This is a genomic window from Roseivivax marinus, assembly GCF_900109705.1.
GTDB classification, from domain to species: Bacteria; Pseudomonadota; Alphaproteobacteria; order Rhodobacterales; family Rhodobacteraceae; genus Roseivivax; species Roseivivax marinus.
On the sequence record NZ_FOAI01000011.1, the window covers coordinates 23,682 to 40,097 of the forward strand.

Below are 16,416 nucleotides of genomic sequence, written 5' to 3' on the forward strand. Positions count from 1 at the left end.
TTTTTGACAGGAATTTATGTTAGCGCTATCGGTCCTGCATGACCCTGCGCGACATGCTCTTCACCGGCCTCGGCCTGCGGCTTCTGGCCGTATTCCTGCTGACCGCCATGTCGGCCGCCGTGCACGCCGCCGCCGACAGCGTGCCGGTGGGCCAGATCGTGTTCCTTCGCTCGGCAATCGCGCTTGGCCCGATCCTGATCTACATGCACCTTCGCGGCGGTATCCGTCCCCATCTACGCACGGAGCGCCCCGGCGCCCACCTCCTGCGCGGAGCGCTTGGGGGCCTGTCCGTCGGGCTGTCGTTCCTGTCGCTCGCACGTCTTCCGGTCGCCAGCGCCGAGGCTCTGTCCTTCCTGGCCCCGATCCTGTCGCTGCCTCTCGCGGCGCTGGCGCTGGGCGAACGCGTCGGGCGCTGGGCGGTGCTGGCCTGCCTTCTCGGTCTCGGGGGCACGATCCTGATGCTGTGGTCCGCGCTGGAGCTTCCCACCGACGGCGCGGCGCTCGGCGTGGCGGCTGGCCTCGGATTCGCGCTGACCATGGCGGTTGTGCGCGTGCTGGTGCGGGACATGACCCGGACCGAACCGGCCGCCTCGATCGCGTTCTCGATGGCACTGATCTCGTCGCTTCTGGCGCTCTGCACCCTGCCCTTCGGATGGGTCGTGCCGGACGCCGCAGCGTGGCGCGCGCTGGTCGCAACCGGCCTGCTCGGCGGACTCGCCGCCATCGCCGGAACCGAGGCCGCGGCCCGCGCGCCGGTCTCGACCCTCGCGCCGATCGAATACACCGGCCTCGTCTGGGCGCTTTTGTTCGATGTGGTGCTGTTCGCGACCGTCCCGGGCTGGCGGGCGGTCGCCGGCGGCGTCACGATTCTTGCCGCCGCGCTGATCGCCACGCTCGCGCCGACGGGCGCACGGCCGGGGCGCGGACGGACGCCGCCGGCCTAGTCCGCCGGGTCGCCACGCGCGCGCTCGGCGTCGGACAACCCGGACCACCACTCGGCGTAGGAGGTGTTGTTGGGATGCTTGCCGCCTTCGTCGGGCGCGCCGTCCTCCCACCAGACCGGCCCGCGCTCGCCCAGCTCGCGCTTGGCGGCATCGACGCGGTCGCGGGCCTCGCGCTCGTCGGATTCGGTCTCGGCCTGACCGACCGCGCGCCGCGCCTGCATCAGCGCCTTGACCGCCCGGCGCCGGGTGCTGTCGTCGAGGCGCGGGTCGGTCTTGCGCCAAAGCCGCCCCTTGGAGACGAAGTAGCGGCCGTCCGGCGTTTCGGGGTAGTCCTTGCGGCTCACGCCGCGTCCTCCTCGCGCTCGGCCGCCTGACGTGCCCAGAGGCCGGCATAGCGCCCGCGCCGGGCCAGAAGCTGACTGTGGGTGCCCTGTTCCACCACCTCGCCGTTCTCGAGCACCACGATCCGGTCGGCATCGGCCACGGTCGACAGGCGGTGTGCGATCATCAGCACGCTGCGCCCCTCGGCGGCGCGGGCCAGCGCCGACTGGATGCCCTGCTCGGTCTCGGTGTCGAGTGCGCTCGTGGCCTCGTCCAGAAGCAGGATCGGCGGGTCCTTCAGCAGCGTGCGCGCGATGCCCACGCGCTGCTTCTCGCCGCCCGACAGCTTGAGTCCGCGCTCGCCGACCTGGGTGTCGTAGCCCTCGGGCAGTGCGGCGATGAAGTCGTGGATCTGCGCGGCGCGGGCGGCGGCCTCGATCTCGTCCTCGGTCGCGCCCTCGCGGCCATAGGCGATGTTGTAGCGGATGGTGTCGTTGAACAGCACGGTGTCCTGCGGCACGACGCCGATCGCGTCGTGAACGCTGTCCTGAGTCACGTCGCGCAGGTCCTGCCCGTCGATACGGATCGCGCCGCCCTGCACGTCGTAGAACCGGAACAGCAGCCGCCCGATGGTCGACTTTCCCGAACCCGACGGCCCGACAAGCGCCACGCTCTCGCCGGCGCCGACACGCAGCGAGACACCCTTGAGGATCGGCCGTTCCGGATCGTAGCCGAAGCGGATGCGCTCCAACTCCACCACGCCGTCGGTCACCTTCAGGCCCGGCGCACCGGGCTTGTCGGAGACCTCGGCCGGCTGCTCCAGCAGGTCGAACATGTGACCCATGTCGACAAGGCTCTGACGGATCTCGCGGTAGACCGTGCCGAGGAAGTTCAACGGCATGGTGATCTGGATCATGTAGGCGTTGACCATGACGAAATCGCCCACGGTCAGCGCCCCAGAGGCCACGCCCGCCGCCGCCATCGCCATCACGATGACAAGGCCCGCGGTGATCAGGAACGCCTGCCCGAAGTTCAGCGCCGCCAGTGAGACCTGCGTCTTGACCGCCGCCCGCTCATAGGCGCGCATGGCTTGGTCGTAGCGTTCGGCCTCGCGGGCCTCGGCGCCGAAATACTTCACCGTCTCGAAGTTCAGCAGGCTGTCGATGGCCTTCTGGTTGGCGTCGGTATCCTGCGCGTTCATCTCGCGCCGCAGCGTCACGCGCCACTCGGTCACCTTGAAGGTGAACCAGGTGTAAAGCGCCACGGTGACCGCCACGACCACCAGGTACCAGGGGTCGAACAGGAAGAAGAGCACGATGGCGATCAGCGACAGCTCGAGGATCAACGGCCCGATCGAGAACAGCAGGAAGCGAAGCAGGAACTCCACGCCCTTCACCCCGCGTTCGATGATCCGGCTGAGCCCGCCAGTGCGCCGCGTGATGTGATAGCGCAGGCTCAGGCGATGGATGTGCGCGAAGGTCTCGAGCGCGATCTGCCGGAGCGCGCGCTGACCCACGCGACTGAAGACACCGTCACGCAGCTGCTGGAAGCCCGTGTTCATCAGGCGCGCCATGCCGTAGGCGACCGTCAGCCCGATGGCCCCGACGCCAAGCGCCCAGGCCGGCGCGACCTCGCCCTCGGTCAGTGCGTCGACCGCCGCCTTGTAGAACAGCGGCGTTGCCACGGCGATCAGCTTGGCGACGACGAGCAGCGCCAGCGAGACGACGACACGGCGCTTCACCCACGGCGCCTCGTCCGGCCAGAGATAGGGCGCAACGCGCCGGATCGTGCGCCAGCCCGAGCGCCGTTCGGCCTCGGCGGTCACGTCATCCTGTGTGGTCGTGTCAGGGGGCATCCATCCTCGGGTCTTGCCGTCTTTGGGGCGATGTAAGGCCGCGGCGCGTCAAAGGCCATACCGCGCGGGGGCCGGGATCGGTGCACGTGGCGTGTGCGGGCGCCCGACGAGCTCACGCAGAGAATAAACTTCCCCGCGTATCGCGCTGGATGTGCACGATTATCTCAGAACGGCCCGTCCTCGAGAACCCCGTCCGCCGACATCTGCGCGTAGAGCAGGCCCTCCCGCAGGCCGCGGTCCGCGACCGACAGCCGGTCGGTCGGCCAGCAGCGCAACAGCGCCTGCAGGATCGCTGCGCCGGACATGATAAGCGCCTGCCGGTCCTGCCCGATGCGTGGATCGCGCCGGCGGCCCGCGGGTCCCATTTCGAGGTACTTGCGGATCACCGCCTCGATCTGGTCCGAGGTCATCCGCAGCCCGTCCACCTTGGTCCTGTCGTATCGCTTCAGGCCGAGATGCGACGCGGCGACCGTGGTGACCGTGCCGCTGGTGCCAACGATCTGAAACCCATCACGGGTTTGCTCGTCCTTGTAAGGTGCGAATTCCGCTAGGTTTTCCTCGAAAAACCACGACATGAGCGCATAGCGCGCGGCGTCGTCCTCCACGTCCGAGAACTGGTCGCGCAGCGTGGCGACGCCCAGCGGCACCGAGATCCAGTCCACCACCTTGGCTGTCGGAAACGGGCTGTCGGCGGTATGAAACCCCGCGTGCAGCCGCATGATCGCCCGCGGCCGATCCCGGTGCGGCACGCTGGAGAGGTCGATCCAGACCAGCTCGGTCGAGCCGCCGCCGATGTCCACCACCAGAAGCTGCTCGGTCTTGGTCGACACCAGCGGCGCGCAGGAGATCACGGCGAGCCGCGCCTCTTCCTCGGGCTGGATGACCTCAAGCGCGAGGCCGGTCTCGCGTTCGACATGCTTCAGGAACGCGCGGCCGTTCTGCGCGCGGCGACAGGCCTCGGTCGAAACCAGCCGCATCCGCGACACGCCGTGGCGCCGGATCTTCTGCTGGCAGACGCGCAGCGCTGCGACCGTGCGGCCCATCGAGGCGCGCGACAGCCGTCCGGTCCGCTCGAGCCCGTGGCCGAGCTGGACCGACTTCGAAAAGCTGTCCACGACATGAAACTGACTGCCCTTCGGTTGGGCAATCAGCATGCGACAGCTGTTTGTTCCCAGGTCCAGGGCGGCATAAAGCTCACCTGGATCGGGCTTCTCGGGCGCGAGGCTCTCGACCGGCTTCGGGAAAGCGCCCGCACCGCCGGGACGCTTTGGCGCCATGTTCTGTGCGCCTTTTCCGTATCAACTTGAGATCACGATACGCTTGCGCCCAAGCCCGCGCAAGCGGGCTGGCGATCACGCCGCCGCGCGCTGGCGCAGCACCGGTCCGAGGATCTCGTAGTCCGCCGCCGTGTGCGCCTCGATCGCGCGGCGTGCCGTTTGCGAGAGGTCGGACAGCGACAGCCGCGCGGCGCTGGCGTTCCGTCGCGGCATGGAAAGGGCCATTCCGGTGCGGCGCGACAGGTCGCGGGCCAGCACGTCCATCTCGTCGGTGCGGTAGACGCGGTCGTAGGCCGACAGGTCGCGCCCGGTGAACAGCCACGCGCTGGTCGCGTGATGCTTGATCGAGGACGAGGCCGCCATGTAGTCGCCCAGCCTGCAGAAAAACGTGTCGGGATCGGGCTCGACCGGGAGGTCGGGGAAGACACCCCGCTGCATCTTCCGCGAGTGGCGCAGGTCGCCCTTCTGAAGCACCCGGTCGGTGTAGACCGACAGAAGCCGCCGGACCGGGTCGCGCACCACGGTGAACCTGAAATGGTCGCTCAGCGCCGCCCAGCGATGAGGACGAAACCGCGCCGTCGGGTAGACGCCGTGCACCGCCGTCACGTCCGTCAGGCGCGCGGCATCGACCGCCGGGTCGATCCGGGCGAGCGTCGTCTTCACAGACGAACAGCCGGCCTTGGGCACGGCCATGTAGGCGATACGCCGGTCTGTCAGCACGATTGCCAAGGGCCGTCTCCTGCGGTGTCGTGGTCGCGGAGTCCCCTGTTGCGCACCAAATCGCACCCCGAGGCGACGATCCTTGGGCAATTTTCGGGCCGCGCCTCTCCTGCGTCTTGCCGCCACCACGCCGGACCGCTACGCGCTTGGCATGACACGGGCCCTACTCTTCGACATGGACGGTACGCTGATCCACTCGGATCCGCTGCACATCGAGGTCTTCCGCGCGTTCTACGCCGAGCGCGGGCGCGAGATCGACACCGAGTACTTTCTCAAGCACATCCACGGCGGCTCGAACGCCGAGATCTTCGGGCGGGATTTTCCGGGCGAGGACGCGAAGGCGCTTGGAGACGAGAAAGAGGCACTGTTCCGCGCCCGCCTGCCCGAGCGCATGGACCCCACGCCCGGCACTCATGCGCTGCTCGACCGCGCGAAGGCCGAAGGCTGGCCGGTGGCCGTCGTCACCAACGCGCCGCGCCTGAACGCCGAGGCCATGCTCAGGACGCTCGGCCTTGCGGACCGCATCGAGACCTTGGTGATCGGTGACGAATGCGCCCGGTCGAAGCCCGACCCCACGCCCTACCGTGTGGCAATGGAGCGCGTGGGCATCGCCCCGCACCATGCCATCGCCTTCGAGGACAGCCCCTCGGGCCTGCGGTCCGCACGCAGCGCCGGGGCGAAGGTGGTGGGCGTACGCTCGTCCCTGCCCCATGACCGGCTGGTGGAGGCCGGTGCGCATCTGAGCGTGGCGGACTTCACCGACCCGCAGATCGAGGCACTGCTCAGGGACTGAACACCCGCGACGGGCACCAGCCTCAGGCCTTGGCGCCCGCCTCGGCCTTCGCTTTGGCCTTGGCCTTGCCCTCCTTGACCTTCTCGGCGAGGTCACGCGCGATGGCGAAGGCGCCCTGGATCTTGTCCTTGTCGCGGGTCCAGTCCCGACGCACCACGATCTTGTTGTCGCGCACTTTCGCCAGACCGTCCTGTGCCTTGACGAACTCGACCAGCCCCTCCGGATTGGCGAACTTGTCGTTGTGGAACTGGATCGTCGCGCCCTTCGGACCGCCGTCGAGCTTGGCGATGCCCGCGCGCTTGCACATGGCCTTGATCCGCACCACCAGCAGCAGCGTGTTCACCTCTTTCGGCAGCTTGCCGAACCGGTCGATCAGCTCGGCCGCGAAGCCCTCGAGCTCGACCTTGGTGGTCAGCTCGGACAAGCGGCGGTAAAGGCCAAGACGCACGTCGAGGTCGGGCACGTAGTCCTCGGGGATCAGCACCGGGACGCCCAGATTGATCTGCGGGGCCCACTGGTCCGCGCCGACATCCGGAATGCCCTCGGTCTCGCCCGAGCGGATCTTGGCGATCGCCTCTTCCAGCATGTTCTGGTAAAGCTCGTAGCCCACCTCGTTCATCTGGCCGGACTGTTCCTCGCCCAGGAGGTTGCCCGCCCCGCGGATGTCGAGGTCCTGGCTCGCCAGCGAGAACCCCGCCCCGAGGCTGTCGAGAGATCCCAGCACGCGCAGACGCTTCTCTGCCGCGCCGGTCAACTTGGCGCGCGGCTTGGTGGTCAGGTAGGCATAGGCGCGGGTCTTGGAGCGGCCCACGCGGCCCCGGATCTGATACAGTTGCGACAGGCCGAACATGTCCGAACGCCAGACGACCATGGTGTTCGCCGTGGGAATATCGAGACCCGACTCCACGATCGTGGTCGCCAGCAGCACGTCGTACTTGCCGTCGTAAAACGCGTTCATGCGGTCGTCGAGCTGGCCGGCCGCCATCTGGCCGTGAGCCACGACGTAGGACAGTTCGGGCAACTGCTCCTTCAGGAACTCCTCGATCTCGGGCAGGTCGGCCACGCGCGGGCAGACGAAGAAGCTTTGGCCGCCGCGATAATGCTCCCGCAGCAGTGCCTCGCGGATGGTGACGGCATCGAACTCGGAGACGTAGGTGCGGATCGACAGGCGATCGACCGGCGGAGTGCCGATGATCGACAGGTCCCGCACGCCGGTCAGCGACATCTGCAGCGTCCGCGGGATCGGCGTCGCGGTCAGGGTCAGCACGTGGACGTCCGAGCGCAGCTGCTTCAGCCGCTCCTTGTGGGTCACGCCAAAGTGCTGCTCCTCGTCCACCACCAGCAGGCCGAGGTTCTGCATCCGAACCTGCTTGGACAGCAGCGCATGGGTGCCGACGACGATATCGACGATGCCCTTGGCCAGGCCCTCGCGGGTTTTCGCGGCCTCCTTCTGGCCGGTGAAGCGCGACAGGCCGCGGACCTCCAGCGGGAAGCCGCGGAAGCGGTCCTCGAAGCTTTTCAGGTGCTGTCGCGCCAGCAGCGTGGTCGGTGCGATCACCGCGACCTGCACGCCGGACATCGCCGCGACGAAGGCCGCGCGCATGGCGACCTCGGTCTTGCCGAAGCCCACGTCGCCCACAACCAGCCGGTCCATCGGGTGGCCGGCCTGCAGATCGGCCATCACGTCCTCGATGGCGCGCAACTGGTCGTCGGTCTCTTCGTAGGGGAAGCGGGCGGCGAACGAGTCCCAGGCCCCCGGGGGCGGATCGAGGATCGGTGCCTTGCGAAGCGCCCGCTCGGCCGCGATACGGATGAGCCGGTCGGCCATCTCGCGGATGCGCTCCTTCATCCGCGCCTTCTTGGCCTGCCATGCGCCGCCGCCCAGCTTGTCGAGAAGCCCTTCCTCGTGGCCGAACTTCGACAGAAGCTCGATATTCTCCACCGGCAGGTAGAGGCGCGCGGCTTCGGCATATTCCAGAAGCAGGCACTCGTGCGCCGCGCCGGCCGCCGTGATGACCTCCATGCCCTGGAACCGGCCGACGCCGTGATCGACGTGGACCACCAGGTCGCCCGGCGTCAGAGCCTGAACTTCGGTCAGGAAGTTCTCGGCCTTCTTGCGTTTTTTCGGCTGCCGGATGAGCCGGTCGCCCAGCACGTCCTGCTCGGAGATCACCGTCAGGCGGCGCTCGCCCACAGGCCCTTCGAATCCGTGCTCCAGCGCCCAGACGGCAAGGTGCAGACCGCGCTTGCCGATCCGGGTACCATCGGAAATCGGGATCGTCTCGGACAGGCCCTCGTCCTCGATCAGGCCCGAAAGACGTTCACGCGCGCCCTCGGAGTAGGACGCGATGACGACCGGACCGGCCTCCATCTTGGCGCGAACATGATCCGCCAGAGACTTGAAAAGGCTCACGGATTCCATCTGCCGCTCGGGCGCGAAGTTGCGCCCGATGCGCCCGCCCGCGTCCACCACGCCGGGCCCCGAAGCCTGCTCGAGCGGGTGGAACCGGACCGCGCGTCGGTCTGCGACGGCGGCATCCCACGCGGCCTCGTCGAGGTAGAGCTGCCCCGGCGGCACGGGCTTGTAGACCGTGTCCGAGGTTTTGGACTTCATCGCGTGGACGCGCGTCTCGTACTGGTCGACCACGCCCTCCCACCGCGCGATGTGCTGCGGCCGGGTCTGGTCGTCGAGAGTGACCGTGGCCTCGGGCAGGTAGTCGAACAGCGTCTCCAGCCGCTCGTGAAAGAACGGCAGCCAGTGCTCCATGCCCTGATGCTTGCGGCCCGCGCTGACCGCCTCGTAAAGCGGATCATCGGTGCCCGCCGCGCCGAACTCGATGCGGTAATTCTGGCGGAAGCGGCGGATCGCGTCCTCGTCGAGGATGACTTCCGAGACCGGCGCCAGCTCCACGTGGCTCAGCTTTTCCGTGGTGCGCTGGCTGGCCGGATCGAAGCGCCGCGCCCCGTCCAGCGTGTCGCCGAACAGGTCGAGCCGGACCGGACCGCCCTCGCCCGGCGGAAAGATGTCGATGATGCCGCCGCGAATGGCGTAGTCGCCCGGCTCCATCACCGTGGGCGCCTGGCTGAAGCCCATCCGCACGAGGAAGTTGCGCAGCGCGTCCTCGTCGATACGGCTGCCCACGTCGGCGGCAAAGGCCGCCTCGCGCAGCACGTCGCGCGCCGGGATCCGCTGTGTCGCCGCGTTGAGCGTGGTCAGGAGCACGAACCGCTTCGGCATCCCGTGCACCAGCGCGGCCAGCGTCGCCATGCGCGCGGCCGAGATGTCGGGGTTCGGCGACACCCGGTCGTATGGCAGGCAATCCCAGCCCGGAAAGGTGAAGACGGGCATCTCGGGCGCGAAGAAGGATAGCGCGTCGCGCATCTGCGCGAGCCGCTTGTCGTCGCGCGCGACGTGAAGGACCGGGGCCGCTTCGGCCTCGTCGAGGACGAGCCGGGCGTCGAAACCCTCGGGCGCGCCGCCCTTGGTCACATGTGTTCGGGGAAATCGGTCTAAGGCCATGACCCGCGTCATTTGGGCCAGAGGCGGCCGTGCGTCAACTGCCGAAGGGTCCCACCGTGAGGTTCATGTACATCCCCCACATGGCGGTGACGAAGACCGAGACCATACCGATGACCTGCACGATGCGCCGGTGGCGCAGAAGCTCACCGCGGAGCGCCGCGCCTGTAGCCCCGCGTGACCGGATGCGCCGCGCCGAGCCGATAGACACCATGCCCACCACCGTCATCGGCGCGGCGAGCAGCAGCACCGCCTGCGCGAACTCCATCCAGAACACGAAGCCCAGGATCGCCAGCGAGGTCAGCGCGAAGGTCACCACGGTCACCACAGTCACGCCCGCCTCGTCGATGATCTGCAGGAGACGGTTCACGTTGATCCGCACCATGTCCTCGAGGTCCTGCTCGGCGCTGCCGCCATGGCGGCGGGCCCGCGCGACCATGTCGAAGGGCACGCCCAGAACCCAGTGACTGGTGGTCGACCACATCACGGCGAGCGCGATCCAGAACCACAGGTTCGAGAAGGACCGCATGTCGATGACCGAAAAAATCGTGCTCTGCCAGTCCACCTGATCCCCACCCTCGGCCCGGCCCGGCCTCGTATTCTGTGTTTTGAACGCCCGGAACAAAGCGTGTTCGCGGGAAATTGGCGGACTGCACACCCAAACACAAGGAAGGAGCCATCATGCCTCTGGAGTTTGCACCGCAACGCGACGTTTCGGCGACGCAGGAGGATGCTTATCCCACGCGGCACCCCGATCGCGAGACCTGGCTGGAGCGGAAAGACCCGGTTGTCTGGACGGACAAGATGCCGCCCGCACCGCTGACCCGTGGCGACATGGACAGCTTCGAGCGCGACGGCTTTCTGGTTATGCGCGACCTGTTCAGCCCCGCCGAAGTCGCGGCGCTGGTGGACCGCTCCCGCGAGCTGCGCGAAGGCGGCCGGGCCGTGGCCGGCGACGACGTGGTCACGGAGCCGGATTCGGATGCCGTGCGGACGATTTTCCGCCTCGACGAGCACGACGGCCTGATGAACGCCCTGTCGCGCGACGCGCGCATCGCGGGCATCGTGTCGCACCTGCTGGCGGACGACGTCTACCTCCATCAGTCGCGCCTGAACTACAAACCGGGCTTCACCGGCAAGGAGTTCTACTGGCATTCGGACTTCGAGACCTGGCACGCCGAGGACGGCATGCCGCGGATGCGCGCGATTTCGGCGTCGCTGCTGCTGACCGACAACCGCGCCCAGAACGGCGCGCTGATGCTGATGCCGGGCTCGCAGAACGTGTTCGTGTCCTGCCAGGGCGAGACGCCCGACGCGAACCACGAAAGCTCGCTCAAGCGCCAGGAGGTCGGCACCCCGTCGCAGGCCTCGCTCGCCGACCTTGCCGCTCAGCACGGCATCACGGACGCGGAAGGTCCTGCCGGCACGTTGATCCTGTTCGACTGCAACACGATCCACGGCTCGAACGGAAACATCACGCCGGCGCCACGCTCGAATGCGTTTTTCGTCTACAACGCCGTGTCGAACGCGCTGACCGAGCCGTTCGCGGCCTCCGGTGCGCGGCCTGATTTCCTCGCCACGCGCAACGCGCCCGAACCGATCGACATCCGCGGCGGCACGCTCGTGTAACCGCGCCCTGCCGCCACGGGGGACTGGACTTGATGGCCCCTCGGGTGCATCCCGGAGCGGACAACGACGTCCGAGGTACTCCCAGATGCAACCCGTCCAGGCCCCCTATCCGGCGACACGCCATCGTCGCGCCCGCACGACCGCCGCGCTGCGGGCCCTGACCCAAGAGGTCACTCTTTCCCCCTCCGACTTCATCTGGCCGATCTTCGTGACCGAAGGCGAAGGCGTCATGGAGCCTGTGCCGTCCATGCCGGGCGTCGTCCGCCGCTCGGTGGATATGGTGGCCGAGGCCGCACGCGAGGCGCGGTCGCTCGGGATCCCCGCGATCTGTCTCTTTCCCTACACCCCGATGGAGCGCCGCACCGCGGACTGCGCCGAGGCCTGGAACCCCGACAACCTGTCGAACCGCGCCACCCGCGCGATCAAGGACGCCGCGCCCGAGATCGCGGTAATGACCGACGTGGCGCTCGATCCCTATAACATCGACGGGCAGGACGGCTTTGTCCGCGACGGCTACGTGGTCAATGACGAGACCGTGGACGCTCTGGTCAAACAGGCCCTCAGCCAGGCCGCGGCAGGCGCCGACATCATCGGTCCGTCGGACATGATGGACGGGCGCATCGGCGCACTGCGCGCCGCGCTCGAGGCCGAGGGCCACGCCAACGTCGCGCTGCTGAGCTATTCGGCCAAATATGCCTCGGCCTTTTACGGACCGTTCCGGGATGCGGTCGGTGCGTCGGGCGCGCTCAAGGGCGACAAGGCGACCTACCAGATGAACCCGGCCAACTCCGACGAGGCGCTCCGGCTGGTGGCGCGCGACCTCGCCGAGGGCGCGGACATGGTCATGGTGAAACCCGGGATGCCCTATCTCGACATCTGCCGCCGGGTGAAGGACGCCTTTGGCACGCCGACCTTCGCCTACCAGGTCTCGGGCGAATACGCGATGCTGGCGGGCGCGGCCGAGAACGGCTGGATCGATGGCGACCGCACGATGATGGAAAGCCTGATGGCGTTCAAACGCGCGGGCTGCGACGGGGTGCTGACCTACTTCGCGCCGCGGGCGGCCCGGCTTCTGAACGGGTAGCGGTCCTTCGCCTGCCGGGGCGTCCCATCGGTGACATTCCGCCCAAGGCCATGTAGATTGTTTCACAACCGGCAGAGGAATGGCCGGGCGGCAGCATCACAGGCACGAAAGAGCGGACAGATGACAGATTGGACACGGCGGGGAGTCTTCACTTCCCTCGCGGCGGGCGCCCTGCTCGCAGGATGCAACAACGGCGTCGGCAGCCAGGGCCCCGCGCGGATCGACGCGCGCGTCGACACCACGCTGCAATCCCTCTACCGGCAGTATCCCGGCACGCAGGACCTCGCCGGCAAGTCGGCGGGCATCTTGGTGATGCCGCTGGTGACCGAGGCGGGCCTTGGGATCGGCGGCGCCTACGGCCGCGGCGCCTTGCGGGTGAACGGCGCGACGGTAGATTACTATTCGACCACGCGGGCCTCGGCGGGGCTTCAGATCGGCGCGCAGCAATACGCGCACGTGCTGTTCTTCATGACCAACGACGCGCTGATGAACTTCCGCCGCTCGCCCGGCTGGACCGGAGGTGCGAACGTGGAATACGCGATCCCCGAGGGCGGCGAGACGCTGGCGGCCGAGACGCTGACCTCGACCTCGCCGGTGATCGCGGTGATCTTCGGGCAGTCGGGCCTGCGCGCGGGCGCCACGCTCGAGGGTACCAAGTACACCCGGATCATCCCCTGATCCCGTGGCCACGCCGGACGAATTCGTCGCCGCGCAGGAGGGCTGCTGGCCCGAGGTCGTCGCCGAGCTGACGGCGGGGCGCAAGACGAGCCACTGGATCTGGTGGGTCTTTCCCCAGCTCGAGACGCTGGGCCGGTCGCCCCGCGCGCGGCATTTCGGGCTTGCGGGCGTGGGCGAGGCGCGCGCCTACCTAGCCCACCCGGTTCTTGGGCCGCGCCTGGTCGAGGTGGCGGAGCTTCTCATGCGCCACGCCGGCACCGCGCCCGAGGACATCCTCGGGGCGGTCGACGCGCTCAAGGTGCGCTCGTCGATGACGCTTTTCGAGGCCGTGCCGGGCGCCGACCCGGCCTTCGCCCGCGTGCTCGACACGTTCTACGCGGGCGATCGGTGCCCGCACACGACGGACCAGATCGGCTAGGTGCCCGCCGCCGGGGCGCGCACCCGCCCTGTCCGATCAGGCCGCCGAGATCGACCGCGCCTCGCGGATCAGGTTCAGGATGTTCTGAGCCGCGTCGGGGATGTTGGTCCCCGGCCCGAAGATCGCCTTGACCCCGGCCTTCTTGAGGAAATCGTAATCCTGCTGCGGGATCACCCCGCCGCAGATCACCAGGATGTCCTCCGCGCCCTGTTGCTTCAGCGCCTCGACGAGCTGTGGCGCCAGCGTCTTGTGGCCGGCGGCCTGGCTCGAGATGCCGATCACGTGCACGTCGTTGTCGACCGCGTCCTGCGCCGCTTCCTCGGGCGTCTGGAAGAGCGGGCCCACGTCCACGTCAAAGCCGATGTCGGCGAAGGCCGTGGCGATGACCTTGGCGCCGCGGTCGTGGCCGTCCTGCCCCATCTTGACCACCAGCATCCGCGGGCGTCGGCCTTCGTCCTCTGCGAACTGCTCGACCGATTTCTGGATCGCGGCAAAACCCTCGTCGCCCTCGTAGGCGGCGCCGTAGACGCCAGCGAGCGTCTTCACCTCGGCCCGGTGACGGCCGAAGACCTTTTCCATCGCCATCGAAATCTCTCCCACGCTGGCCCGCGCGCGGGCGGCCTCGACCGCCGCGGCGAGCAGGTTGCCGTCCTCCTTCGCGACGCGCTCCAGTTTCGAGAGCGCGGCATCGCAGGCCTTCTGGTCGCGCTCGGCGCGGATACGTTCGAGCGCGCGCACCTGCGACTCCCGCACCGCCGAGTTGTCGATGTCGCGGATGTCGAGGTCTTCTTCCTTCTCGAGCCGGTACTTGTTGACGCCGACGATCACGTCCTGGCCTCGGTCGATCATCGCCTGTCGCGTGGCCGCGGCCTCCTCGATGCGAAGCTTGGGCATTCCCGAGGCCACCGCCTTGGTCATGCCGCCGAGGTCGTCCACCTCCTCGATCAGCTCCCACGCTTTCTCGGCGAGGTCATGGGTCAGCTTCTCGACGTAGTAGGAGCCTGCCAGAGGATCGACCACGTTGGTGACCCCGGTCTCTTCCTGCAGGATCAGCTGGGTGTTGCGCGCGATGCGGGCCGAGAAGTCCGTGGGCAGCGCGATCGCCTCGTCGAGTGCGTTGGTGTGCAGCGACTGGGTGCCGCCCAGCACCGCCGACATCGCCTCGTAGGCGGTGCGGATGACGTTGTTGTAGGGATCCTGCTCGGCCAGCGACACGCCCGAGGTCTGGCAGTGCGTTCGCAGCATCTTGGAGCGCGGGTTCTGCGCGCCGAGGTCGGTCATGATCCGGTGCCACAGAAGCCGCGCCGCGCGAAGCTTGGCCGCCTCCATGAAGAAGTTCTTGCCGATCGCGAAGAAGAACGACAGCCGCCCGGCGAACTTGTCGATGTCCATGCCGCGTGCGACCGCGGTCGAGACGTATTCCTTGCCGTCTGCGAGGGTGTAGGCGAGCTCCTGCACGAGGTTCGCCCCGGCCTCCTGCATGTGGTAGCCGGAGATCGAGATCGAGTTGAACCGCGGCATCTCGGTCGAGGTGTACTCGATGATGTCCGCGATGATCCGCATCGAGGGTTCGGGCGGGTAAATGTAGGTGTTGCGGACCATGAATTCCTTGAGGATGTCGTTCTGGATGGTCCCCGAGAGCACCGACTTGTCGTGGCCCTGCTCTTCGCCTGCGACGATGAAAGAGGCGAGGATCGGGATCACCGCGCCGTTCATCGTCATCGACACCGACACCTGGTCCAGCGGGATGCCGTCGAACAGCACCTTCATGTCCTCGACCGAGTCGATGGCCACACCCGCCTTGCCCACGTCGCCGACCACGCGCGGGTGGTCGCTGTCGTAGCCGCGGTGCGTGGCGAGGTCGAAAGCGACCGACACGCCCTGCTGACCCGCCGCGAGATTGCGGCGGTAGAAGGCATTGCTTTCCTCGGCGGTCGAGAAGCCCGCGTACTGCCGGATCGTCCAGGGGCGACCGGCATACATCGTGGCCTTCACGCCGCGGGTGAACGGCTCGTCCCCGGGGATCGAGCCCAGGTGCGGCAACCCCTCCACGTCCTCGGCGGTATAGAGCGGCTGGATGTCGATGCCCTCGATCGTCTTCCAGGTCAGGTCGTCCAGCGGCCGGCCCCTGAGCTCCTTCTCAGCCAGCGCCCTCCAGTCGTCTTTGCTCATCGTCCTGTCCTCTCCTGTGCCCGACCGGCGCCGTCTGGGCGGCGATGACCGGGTCGGGGTCCTCCACGTACCGCGCGAGGCCATCCGCCCCGGCGCGCAACCAATACAGATCGTCGGCGTAGGCCTCGCGCAGGCGCGCTGCCATGTCTCCCGGCAACGGATCCCAGCGCCCCCCCCGGCTGCGGCGGAGCTGGGGGGCAACGCCAAGGGCTTCGAGCGCATCCTCCAGCGCCGCCATGTCCGGCGAACGGTTGACCCAGAATTGGCCCGCCGCCGCGCGCGGCGGCGCGGACCATCCGGTCAGCGCCGCAAGTGTCGCATCCGGCCGGTCGGCGAAGCGTTCGAACGGGATCACGACGATTTCGGTTTCGGGCAGCGCCATGGCGGCCTCGGTCACCACCTCGCGCCAGGTGCGCCGTGCGGCAGCCATCGCCGCCAGGGCCGCTGCGTCCGGCGCGGGCGCCCCGCGATCGACGAGGTAGGCCGCGAGCGAGGTCCAGTACCTGTCCTGCGCGCGGATCGCGATCACCACCCGCCGCACCGGGCCGAGCGCCTCCCCTAACCGCGCGAGCCGCAGCCCGCCGCCGGATATAGCGCACACGCCCGCAGGTTCGCCCGGGGGGTGCCGATCATGTTCTCGTCGCTGATCACCAGCGTTCGCGTGGCCGATGCCGCCTCCGACGCGCAGGCCAGCCGCACCCGCCCCCGGTCGCGCGGCCGCGCATCCCGCGACACGACGTTGTGCAGAAGTCCGGTGCGTGTCCGTTTCGGCCCCCAGACCGCGATCCTCTGCGCGGCAAGCGGTTCGGAATGCGCCGCCGCGTAACGTTGAAAGCTGGTCGAGGCGGTGCGATGCGCGCCAAGGTGCAGGGTCACGTCCATGTCCGGTCTCCGCCGAAGGGCTGTCGCCCCCTCTTTCGCAGGACCGCATAAGGAACGGCTTAACGTTAAAATTTTCGAGACCGCGACAGGACGCGCGCTCCCCGGCGGACGAATTGCGCCCTATAT

Annotated in this window: 15 protein-coding genes; 6 read left to right on the forward strand and 9 right to left on the reverse strand. The window is 68.3% G+C overall.

Annotation, left to right across the window (positions count from 1 at the left end):
* The first annotated feature begins 38 nt into the window (after positions 1-38).
* On the forward strand, positions 39-944 hold the full coding sequence (locus BMX29_RS13780) for a DMT family transporter (RefSeq protein WP_092813777.1): 906 nt from the start codon (positions 39-41) through the stop codon (positions 942-944).
* Here the strand turns inward: BMX29_RS13780 and BMX29_RS13785 are convergent.
* The 4 genes from BMX29_RS13785 to BMX29_RS13800 form a co-directional block, all read right to left on the reverse strand.
* Positions 941-1,288 carry a hypothetical protein gene (locus BMX29_RS13785; RefSeq protein ID WP_092813780.1) on the reverse strand — a complete coding sequence of 116 codons (348 nt, stop codon included), beginning with the start codon at positions 1,286-1,288 and terminating at the stop codon, positions 941-943. The genes BMX29_RS13780 and BMX29_RS13785 overlap by 4 nt on opposite strands.
* On the reverse strand, positions 1,285-3,120 hold the full coding sequence (locus BMX29_RS13790; protein ID WP_092813783.1) for an ABCB family ABC transporter ATP-binding protein/permease: 1,836 nt from the start codon (positions 3,118-3,120) through the stop codon (positions 1,285-1,287). The genes BMX29_RS13785 and BMX29_RS13790 overlap by 4 nt, the downstream gene beginning before the upstream one ends.
* Before the next feature lie 164 nt (positions 3,121-3,284).
* The gene (locus BMX29_RS13795; protein ID WP_092813786.1) at positions 3,285-4,397 is read right to left on the reverse strand and encodes a Ppx/GppA phosphatase family protein; all 1,113 of its coding nucleotides are present in this window, start codon (positions 4,395-4,397) and stop codon (positions 3,285-3,287) included.
* A 75-nt stretch (positions 4,398-4,472) separates the two neighbouring features.
* Entirely contained in the window at positions 4,473-5,117 is a 645-nt protein-coding gene (locus BMX29_RS13800) for a sulfotransferase family 2 domain-containing protein (protein ID WP_244889245.1), read from the reverse strand.
* An 82-nt stretch (positions 5,118-5,199) separates the two neighbouring features.
* Here BMX29_RS13800 and BMX29_RS13805 point away from each other — a divergent pair, with 82 nt between their 5' ends.
* On the forward strand, positions 5,200-5,910 hold the full coding sequence (locus BMX29_RS13805) for an HAD family hydrolase (protein ID WP_342342395.1): 711 nt from the start codon (positions 5,200-5,202) through the stop codon (positions 5,908-5,910).
* 22 nt (positions 5,911-5,932) lie between these two features.
* On the opposite strand, the gene mfd is transcribed toward BMX29_RS13805, so the two are convergent.
* A complete protein-coding gene (mfd, locus tag BMX29_RS13810) occupies positions 5,933-9,430 on the reverse strand; it encodes a transcription-repair coupling factor (protein WP_092813792.1) in 3,498 nt (1,165 codons plus the stop codon).
* A gap of 34 nt (positions 9,431-9,464) precedes the next feature.
* The gene (locus BMX29_RS13815) at positions 9,465-9,992 is read right to left on the reverse strand and encodes a component of SufBCD complex (RefSeq protein ID WP_092813795.1); all 528 of its coding nucleotides are present in this window, start codon (positions 9,990-9,992) and stop codon (positions 9,465-9,467) included.
* Positions 9,993-10,108: 116 nt separating this feature from the next.
* Between BMX29_RS13815 and thpD the strand changes: the two genes are divergently transcribed.
* The 4 genes from thpD (at position 10,109) to BMX29_RS13835 (ending at position 13,236) form a co-directional block, all read left to right on the forward strand.
* Positions 10,109-11,056: an ectoine hydroxylase gene (gene thpD / locus BMX29_RS13820; protein WP_092813798.1), complete on the forward strand. Its 948-nt coding sequence runs from the start codon at positions 10,109-10,111 to the stop codon at positions 11,054-11,056.
* Positions 11,057-11,141: 85 nt separating this feature from the next.
* A complete protein-coding gene (hemB, locus tag BMX29_RS13825; RefSeq protein ID WP_043843577.1) occupies positions 11,142-12,140 on the forward strand; it encodes a porphobilinogen synthase in 999 nt (332 codons plus the stop codon).
* Positions 12,141-12,260: 120 nt separating this feature from the next.
* A complete protein-coding gene (locus BMX29_RS13830) occupies positions 12,261-12,818 on the forward strand; it encodes a lipid-binding SYLF domain-containing protein (protein WP_092813801.1) in 558 nt (185 codons plus the stop codon).
* A gap of 4 nt (positions 12,819-12,822) precedes the next feature.
* The gene (locus BMX29_RS13835; protein ID WP_092813804.1) at positions 12,823-13,236 is read left to right on the forward strand and encodes a DUF1810 domain-containing protein; all 414 of its coding nucleotides are present in this window, start codon (positions 12,823-12,825) and stop codon (positions 13,234-13,236) included.
* 36 nt (positions 13,237-13,272) lie between these two features.
* On the opposite strand, the gene scpA is transcribed toward BMX29_RS13835, so the two are convergent.
* From scpA to BMX29_RS13850, 3 genes are read right to left on the reverse strand one after another with little or no spacing between them, the layout of a single operon-like run.
* Positions 13,273-15,408 (reverse strand): methylmalonyl-CoA mutase, encoded by a 2,136-nt coding sequence (gene scpA / locus BMX29_RS13840; protein WP_092813807.1) that lies wholly within the window; start codon positions 15,406-15,408, stop codon positions 13,273-13,275.
* Complete coding sequence (locus tag BMX29_RS13845) at positions 15,377-16,009, reverse strand: hypothetical protein (RefSeq protein ID WP_175471193.1); 633 nt, start codon at positions 16,007-16,009, stop codon at positions 15,377-15,379. The genes scpA and BMX29_RS13845 overlap by 32 nt, the downstream gene beginning before the upstream one ends.
* Positions 15,967-16,290 carry a hypothetical protein gene (locus BMX29_RS13850; protein ID WP_092813813.1) on the reverse strand — a complete coding sequence of 108 codons (324 nt, stop codon included), beginning with the start codon at positions 16,288-16,290 and terminating at the stop codon, positions 15,967-15,969. Before BMX29_RS13850 ends, BMX29_RS13845 begins: the two co-directional genes overlap by 43 nt.
* Positions 16,291-16,416 lie beyond the last annotated feature (126 nt).